We start from the raw sequence: 5,038 nt of genomic DNA, 5'->3' as shown, positions 1-5,038 counted from the left end.
AAAATCAATGAAGAGTTTGATCCTGGCTCAGAACGAACGCTGGTGGCGTGTCTTATACATGCAAGTCGAGCGAGGCAGCAATGCCGAGCGGCGAACGGGTGAGTAACGCGTAAGCAATCTGCCCCATATCAGGAAATACCCGTGCCAACGCGCGGTTAATGTCCAGGAGAGTGGCCCCCTGCATGGGGGGTTGACTAGAGATTTATCGGTATGGGATGAGCTTGCGTCCGATTAGCTAGTTGGCGGGGCAACGGCCCACCAAGGCGACGATCGGTAGCCGGCCTGAGAGGGTGATCGGCCACATTGGGACTGAGATACGGCCCAGACTCCTACGGGAGGCAGCAGTAGGGAATATTGCACAATGGGGGAAACCCTGATGCAGCAACGCCACGTGTGGGAAGAAGCATTTCGGTGTGTAAACCACTGTCATGAGGGAATAAGGCCCGCCTACGGACGGGATTGAATGTACCTTGAGAGGAAGCACCGGCAAACTTCGTGCCAGCAGCCGCGGTAATACGAGGGGTGCAAGCGTTGTTCGGAATTACTGGGCGTAAAGGGAGCGTAGGCGGAGATTCAAGCGGATTGTACAATCCCGGGGCCCAACCCCGGCTCTGCAGTCCGAACTGGATCTCTTGGATAGTTCAGGGGCAGGCGGAATTCCTGGTGTAGCGGTGGAATGCGTAGAGATCAGGAAGAACACCGATGGCGAAGGCAGCCTGCTGGGGACTCATCGACGCTGAGGCTCGAAAGTGCGGGTAGCAAACAGGATTAGATACCCTGGTAGTCCGCACCGTAAACAATGCATACTGGGTGTCCGGGGGTTCCCCCGGGTACCGTAGCCAACGCGTTAAGTATGCCGCCTGGGGAGTACGTACGCAAGTATGAAACTCAAAGGAATTGACGGGGGCCCGCACAAGCGGTGGAGCATGTGGTTTAATTCGAAGCAACGCGCAGAACCTTACCAGGGTTTGACATGGGAACGCCGCGGCGAGAGATCGCCGTTTTGCAGCAATGCAACGTTCCGCACAGGTGCTGCATGGCTGTCGTCAGCTCGTGTCGTGAGATGTTGGGTTAAGTCCCGCAACGAGCGCAACCCACGTTTCCAGTTGCCACCCGCAAGGGGGCCCTCTGGAGAGACTGCCGGGGACAACCCGGAGGAAGGTGTGGATGACGTCAAGTCCTCATGGCCCTTACATCCTGGGCTACACACGTGCTACAATGGTCGGTACAATGGGTCGCAACGCCGCGAGGCGGAGCCAATCCTCAAAGCCGTCCTCAGTTCGGATCGGAGTCTGCAACTCGACTCCGTGAAGCTGGAATCGCTAGTAATCGTGGGTCAGCACACCACGGTGAATACGTTCCCGGGCCTTGTACACACCGCCCGTCAAGCCATGGGAGAAGGGAGTGCTCTAAGTCGTGCAAGCGCCTAAAGCAAGACCTTTGACTGGGGCTAAGTCGTAACAAGGTAGCCGTACCGGAAGGTGCGGCTGGATTACCTCCTTTAAGGAGTAAATCTGGAACCCAGGTTCCGACAGCCTGTTTTTCAGAGACGTCGTCACCTCAAGTACATCTCCGATTCTTTTAGAGCCCGGGTCTGTAGCTCAGCTGGTTAGAGCACCGCTCTGATAAGGCGGGGGTCAATGGTTCAAGTCCATTCAGGCCCACTTTCAGGGGTTATAGCTCAACTGGTAGAGCGCCAGCTTTGCAAGCTGGATGTTAGGAGTTCGAGTCTCCTTAGCTCCAGGAAGCACCGACCGGGTGCAACGTCAGCGACTCATCGAAGTCACTGAGAATATTGAAATTTCGGCATGGAAACTAACAAAGCAATCAAGCATACAGAGTGACTTGAAGCACCAATAGAAAAACAGGTGGATTCGAGCTGCTCATGCGGCAGAACAGAGCTGAATCGCTGGAATTAGGATTTAAGCGAAGGAATGCACGCGGGGGATGCCTAGGCATCCGCCGGCGACGAAGGACGGGCCAAGCCCCGAAAGTCCCATGCGAGGCGCAAAGGGCCTTTGACCATGGGGGATCCGAATGGGGAAACCCACGCGCAAGCGTATCCTCAGGGTGAATACATAGCCCTGCGGAGGCAAACCCGGGGAACTGAAACATCTCAGTACCCGGAGGAAAAGAAATCAACCGAGATTCCCGCAGTAGTGGTGAGCGAACCGGGAGGAGCCCAGACGGGTTGCATACAGTGGACAGAGAGCGAAGCGGGATGGAAAGCCCCCCCACAGCAGGTGACAGGCCTGTAGCGATCTGGAATCTGATGTCCGTCGAAGAGTAGGGCGGGACACGTGAAATCCTGCCTGAAGACGGGGGGACCACCCTCCAAGGCTAAATACGAGCGGATGACCGATAGTGCACAGTACCATGAGGGAAAGGTGAAAAGCACCCCGAGAGGGGAGTGAAATAGCGCCTGAAACCGCGTGCATACATTCTGTCGGAGGGAGGATTCATCCTCCTGACGGCGTGCCTTTTGTTTAATGAGCCAGCGAGTTGCTCGTGTACGGCAAGGTTAAGGGCCTCAGGTCCGGAGCCGAAGCGAAAGCGAGTCTCAACTGGGCGACCAGTCGTACACGGCAGACACGAAGCCTTAGTGATCTACCCATGGCCAAGCTGAAGCGGAAGTAACATTCCGTGGAGGGCTGAACCGATATACATTGAAACGTGTTCGGACGAGCTGTGGGTAGGGGTGAAAGGCCAATCAAACTGGGCGATAGCTTGTTCTCTCCGAAACATATTTAGGTATGGCGTCATGTTAGCTTCACGGGGGTAGAGCACTGGCAGGACTAGGGGGCACACCCGCTTACCAAACCCTATCAAACTCCGAATACCGTGAACGCGATGCATGGCAGACAGCCTGCGAGTGATAAGATCCGTAGACGAAAGGGAAACAACCCTGACCACCGACTAAGCGTCCCCAAGTACGTGCCAAGTGGGAAAGGATGTGGAGCTGCACAGACAGCCAGGAGGTTAGCTTAGAAGCAGCTATCCTTTAAAGAAAGCGTAATAGCTCACTGGTCAAGCGGCTCCGCGCCAAAAATGATCGGGACTAAGCACGTCACCGAAGTCGTGGGCTCCAGCAATGGAGCGGTAGGAGAGCGTTCCGCAGGCCTGGGAAGGCGGGTGGCGATGCCCGCTGGAGGCACCGGAAACGAGAATGCTGGCATGAGTATGCGAAAATGCGGGTGAAAAACCCGCACACCGTAAGTCCAAGGGTTCCCGGGCAAGGATAATCCTCCCGGGGTCAGTCGGGATCTAAGACGAGGCCGAGAGGCGTAGCCGATGACGACCAGGCGAACATTCCTGGACCCTCCGATAAGCGTCATGACCGACGCGGCGACGCATGGGAATTCACGGGGCGGCCGATGGATGCCGCTGAAGGAGTGCGAGGCGCAGGGGCGGCAAATCCCCCCTGCACATGCCCCAGGCTCCGGACCCCCGGAAGGCTTCGGCCGGAAGGGGCGCCGCGATGGACCGTGCCAGGAAAAACCGCTAAGGGAGCGAACGGAGGCCCGTACCGTAAACCGACACAGGTGGACGAGGCGAATAGCCTAAGGTGCTCGAGACAACTCGGGAGAAGGAACTCGGCAAATTAACCCCGTAACTTCGGGATAAGGGGAGCCTCCGGTGGTGAGCGTGAACAGCGCGGAGCCTCTGGAGGTCGCAGGGAAACGGCAGAAGCGACTGTTTACCAAAAACACAGGGCCATGCTAACACGCAAGTGGACGTATATGGTCTGACACGTGCCCGGTGCCGGAAGGTTAACAGGAGGGGTCAGCGCAAGCGAAGCCCTGAATCGAAGCCCCGGTAAACGGCGGCCGTAACTATAACGGTCCTAAGGTAGCGAAATTCCTTGTCGGGTAAGTTCCGACCTGCACGAATCGTGTAACGACTTCTGCACTGTCTCCTCCCGGGACTCGGCGAAATTGCAGTGCCGGTGAAGATGCCGGCAACCCGCACCTGGACGGAAAGACCCCATGAACCTTCACTGTATTTTGACATTGGTTTTAGGGCTGGCATGTGTAGGATAGGTGGGAGGCTACGAGTCGGCGACGCCAGTCGTCGGGGAGCCGTCCTTGAAATACCACCCTTGCCCGTTTTGAGATCTAACCTCGTCCCGTCATCCGGGACAGGGACCGTGTCTGATGGTCAGTTTGACTGGGGCGGTCGCCTCCCAAAAGGTAACGGAGGCATCCAAAGGTTCCCTCAGCGCGGTCGGCAATCGCGCGCAGAGCACAAAGGCATAAGGGAGCTTGACTGCGAGACGGACACGTCGAGCAGGTACGAAAGTAGGGCTTAGTGATCCCGCGGTACAGCGTGGAAAGGCCGTTGCTCAATGGATAAAAGGTACTCTGGGGATAACAGGCTGATCTCCCCCAAGCGTTCATAGCGACGGGGAGGTTTGGCACCTCGATGTCGGCTCGTCGCATCCTGGGGCTGGAGAAGGTCCCAAGGGTTTGGCTGTTCGCCAATTAAAGCGGCACGCGAGCTGGGTTCAAAACGTCGTGAGACAGTTTGGTCCCTATCCGGTGTGGGCGTTCGAGACTTGAGGGAAGCTGTCCTTAGTACGAGAGGACCGGGACGGACGGACCTCCGGTGTACCGGCTGTCGCGCCAGCGGCACTGCCGGGTAGCCATGTCCGGATTGGAGAAACGCTGAAGGCATCTAAGCGTGAAGCCATTCCCAAGATCAGGTCTCGCGGGGGCAACCCCCTGAAGGGCCGTCGGAGACTACGACGTCGATAGGCCGCAGGTGTAAGCGTGGCGACACGTTGAGCCGAGCGGTACTAATAGCCCGTGAGACGCTTTTCCTTTCTTTCAACGATTTGGTTCATCCGCTGCGTGAGCAGCCCGAACCCACTACGCTTCAGCACTGAAGCTTGATTGAGTTTCCATGTCAAAGATATTGTTTCAGCGGTTATCGAGTGAGGGTCACACCCGTTCCCATCCCGAACACGGAAGTTAAGCCTCAGATCGCCGATGGTACCTGGCCCCCGGGCCCGGGAGAGTAGGTCGCCGCTGGATTCACG

At 57.2% G+C, this 5,038-nt stretch carries 2 tRNA genes and 3 rRNA genes; all 5 read left to right on the top strand.

Going from position 1 to position 5,038, the window contains the following annotated elements:
• Nucleotides 1-4: 4 nt before the first annotated feature.
• The 5 genes from BUC30_RS15715 (at nt 5) to rrf (ending at nt 5,033) form a co-directional block, all read left to right on the top strand.
• Nucleotides 5-1,503 (top strand): 16S ribosomal RNA (locus BUC30_RS15715).
• A gap of 87 nt (nt 1,504-1,590) precedes the next feature.
• Nucleotides 1,591-1,664: transfer RNA gene (locus tag BUC30_RS15710), tRNA-Ile, on the top strand.
• Nucleotides 1,665-1,670: 6 nt separating this feature from the next.
• Nucleotides 1,671-1,743, top strand: a tRNA-Ala gene (locus tag BUC30_RS15705).
• 175 nt (nt 1,744-1,918) lie between these two features.
• Nucleotides 1,919-4,822, top strand: a 23S ribosomal RNA gene (locus tag BUC30_RS15700).
• A gap of 96 nt (nt 4,823-4,918) precedes the next feature.
• Nucleotides 4,919-5,033 (top strand): 5S ribosomal RNA (gene rrf, locus BUC30_RS15695).
• Together the 16S, 23S and 5S rRNA genes with 2 tRNA genes alongside form the textbook arrangement of a ribosomal RNA operon.
• The last annotated feature ends 5 nt before the right edge of the window (nt 5,034-5,038 follow it).

The organism is Fibrobacter sp. UWB7, assembly GCF_900142945.1.
Taxonomy (GTDB): Bacteria; Fibrobacterota; Fibrobacteria; order Fibrobacterales; family Fibrobacteraceae; genus Fibrobacter.
Note: the sequence above shows the minus strand (reverse complement) of the source record. Positions and strands in the feature narration are given on the sequence as shown.